This window comes from Acinetobacter sp. BY419, assembly GCF_019038395.1.
In the GTDB taxonomy this organism is placed as follows: domain Bacteria; phylum Pseudomonadota; class Gammaproteobacteria; order Pseudomonadales; family Moraxellaceae; genus Acinetobacter.
Genome location: NZ_JAGFXZ010000065.1, coordinates 1 through 3,395, shown reverse-complemented (window position 1 = coordinate 3,395; position 3,395 = coordinate 1). Strand labels below are relative to the sequence as shown.

2 protein-coding genes are annotated in these 3,395 nt (G+C 34.2%); both read right to left on the bottom strand.

Annotated features, from left to right (window positions below; translation table 11 throughout):
- Positions 1-492: 492 nt before the first annotated feature.
- The gene (gene mobV / locus KUG37_RS14520; RefSeq protein ID WP_216940661.1) at positions 493-2,049 is read right to left on the bottom strand and encodes a MobV family relaxase; all 1,557 of its coding nucleotides are present in this window, start codon (positions 2,047-2,049) and stop codon (positions 493-495) included.
- A 184-nt stretch (positions 2,050-2,233) separates the two neighbouring features.
- Positions 2,234-3,163 carry a replication initiation protein RepM gene (gene repM / locus KUG37_RS14515; protein ID WP_216940659.1) on the bottom strand — a complete coding sequence of 310 codons (930 nt, stop codon included), beginning with the start codon at positions 3,161-3,163 and terminating at the stop codon, positions 2,234-2,236.
- Positions 3,164-3,395: the final 232 nt, after the last annotated feature.

Genomic DNA, 3,395 nt, shown 5'->3' with positions numbered 1-3,395 from the left:
CGGAAAAACTCAGTTAATAACTCGGAAAAACTCAGTTAATAACTCGGAAAAACTCAGTTAATACCCTCTGAAACGCTCTGATACCAATGCTTTCAGCGAGCCTAAAATCCTTAAAATCCTTAAAATCCTTAAAATCCTTTTTAAAACCATCTACAACGGATATTGCTTAAAGTTACAAATTGGCATAAGTCAATATCATGAAAACTGCCTATGTTTTCGCTACGCTCAAACTCTATTGCGGTTCGCTACGCTCACCGCTAGGGGCAGTTTTATCAAATGCCTAGATAACTCAAAAGAAAAGCAATATTGCATTCACTTTGTTCATGCTTTTTGAAAAGCAAAAGCATCATTACTTCGCTCGTAGACACTCGCTAACAGCTATCCCCAGTGATTCAAAAAGCAAAAGATGTAATCAGGGAGAGGAGTGAGCGACTTTTCATTGTGTCGCTCGTAGACACTCGCTAAGTAATTGATTTTATTGTTTAGATAAGCTTAACTAAAAGGGTTATAAGTGTTATCAGTATCAAGTGACTTATCTTGATCTTTAGTAACTTCGTTTCTAGAGGCCCTGTAAGGCGCATTTTCTGCTGTTTTCTGCTGCATGTACGTTTCTAACCCATCCTTAGCTATCTGCTCATTTATAGCTTTCTGTGCGCTTCTAGCCCTATCTTTTTCCACTTCAGCAGCCTTCGCTGCTTTCAAATGCTCTAGAGCAAGCTCTACTTGATTGATAACAGGCTCAAAATTAGCAGAATAATCATTAAGTTTATTCTGGAAGCGTTTGCCGATTTGATCTTCTTGATTTTGTTTTAATACGCAAATCGTTTCATTAATATCTATTTCTTTACTCTTTTTATAAATATTGTTTTTATAATTATTATAATACTCTGTCATTAAGGAATTATATTTATATTCAGACATATAAAAATCAGGCTTATCAATATATATTTGAGAGCCATCATTTTTCCAACCTTTTCCAATTTCCTTATCTGTTAAGTCATTCTTTTTAAGCCAGTTATCTGTTTTCTTGTATTCTTTTTTGAGTAACTTCTCATTACTAATTTTATTTTTTAATTCTAAATTGCAATATTCATAAAAACACTCAAAATTATCTTTGTGCTTATTAATTACCTTTAATTTTTCATTATATTCTTCGACCTCTTTTTTAATATCATTTTCATTTTTATTTTTAATTAATGAAGCTGTTTCTTTTATTTTGTTGTTAAATAAATCGACATATAATTCGGGCACATCATCCAAAGCATTTAAATAAACTTCCGATTTCTGTGCTATTTCTCTGAGTGCTTCAACTTCTGATTTTGTAGCGATATTTTGTATAGCTTCAATTTTTGCTTTTTTGTAATCGGGCAAGATAGCTTCAATAACTCGTTTTGCATAGTTTTCTTTAGATTCTAATAAGTTGGGTTTTGGCAGGTTATCAATGTTGGGACTAAACTCGTTTACTTCGTTGATCTGATTAATAATTTCATAATGTTGTCTGATTGTTCTATGTTCAGCTCGTGAGTTTTTAATACCTCTAGTTAAGCCAAGATGTTCAACTATCTGTGCTGCTTCGGTTTGTTCTATTGCCAGTAATGTTTTATTACCCAACCACTTTTTGCAATTAAGTACTCGTTTTTCTTCATCAAAAGGTACAACGTAAGCTATTAAATGCGGAGTTGTTTCGTCTCTATGAATATGAGTAGAGATAACATTATTAACACCCCATTTTTCAATTAACCGCTTCTTCTGTATTTCAAAAAATTCTGTCTCTGTCTCTTTATTCCCCCATCCTGACCAAGTTGGGCTAGCTGAGATCATATATTCAACACACAAGACATTATCTGGACGTTCTTTTATACGTTGATCAACTCTATTTTTTATCGCATTAACAACTTCTGTCTTTTTCTTATAGTCGTGTTCATTCAGATCAGCGCGATTAAGGTCAGCGTTGGGAGTGTCAATAAGTCGATATGTATGATCAAGTGACCCCCCTACAGAGCTAAACGATTTAAGCTTTTTGTGTCTCAAAATAACGTAATCAGTCACCGCAAAATCCAAGATCAAATATTAAACTACGTTCAATATCTGCTTTTGATTTTGCTTTTTCAACCTAAATTTAACTTTTGGTGTACTTACTACACCAAAATTTTTTCTTCGAATAAAATTTAGGTTCCGCAAGCAAAGGAATTCTTCCCTTGACCCTTAACCTGGTCTTCGCCCAGGCGAAGTCTTACGACTTCGGCACATATCCAACTTTGAGCAAAATCGGATATAGCTCTTTGAATTTTTGTTCATCCAGAAGCATCTCAGCAATCCGGATTGCAAATTGCGGATAGCTTTCTGTACCTTGAGAATACTTGCTCATATCTGGATGTTCAGAAAGTTTTTGGGCAAAGAGGTGACGTTGTTTAGCACTTAATTGAACGAATAAATCGCCAGTATCCTGATCTGCCTGAACAGATTTTTTCTCAATAGATTTTTTCTTTAGTGTGATCTTGAATTGAAAATCGCTAATCACACGACCTTTTTTAAATTGCTCGTACTTCACTGTTATATCTGAATGAGCATTGATTTCTTTTACTGCTTTATCAAGCACGTTGATCTTAAAGTCAGACATCTGTTTATATTCATTTATCACACCGAGCATTTCTCTAAAGTTATTTATTTCAAACTTTTCAGTTTTCTTCTGATTTTTCCACTTAATAACAAGCTCATATAAACGGATGCTGTATTTACTTTTGAACTTAGAAACTTGGTCAATATGATATTTAGTAAAGTGAGTTTCGAGACGACTGATCAACTTGATTGTTTGCGGTGTGAGATATAAGACAAGCATGCCAGCAGTTGGGATATATGTTGCTTGTGTCACCCATGCAACATCAGTGATAGCTTCATATCCTTTGTAGCGGTCTTGATATGAATATGTGCGACGCATCAAAGTCTTACTAGCGTCTTGCATTGCTTCGTAAGCAGTATTAGCTTCAAGCTCATACTGACGAGCAAATGCTGTTGCCGTGATTTCAATTGGTGTTTCAAACGTAAGCGGATCTGATTCACGAGCATAGATCATTGCAAGCAACAGCAATCTATATTCATTCAATCCTAAATTAAAACAAGCTTTTACAAGATCGTTATCTTTTACAACGTATTTTTCAGCCATTCTCATCAAGTCATTTTTATTCAATAAGGTGAGTTATATCATTAAACTCATTAAATGAGTATTGCTACATATACTCATTTAATACTCGGAAAAACTCAGTTAATAACTCGGAAAAACTCAGTTAATAACTCGGAAAAACTCAGTTAATAACTCGGAAAAACTCAGTTAATACCCTCTGAAACGCTCTGATACCAATGCTTTCAGCGAGCCTAAAATCCTTAAAATCCTTAAA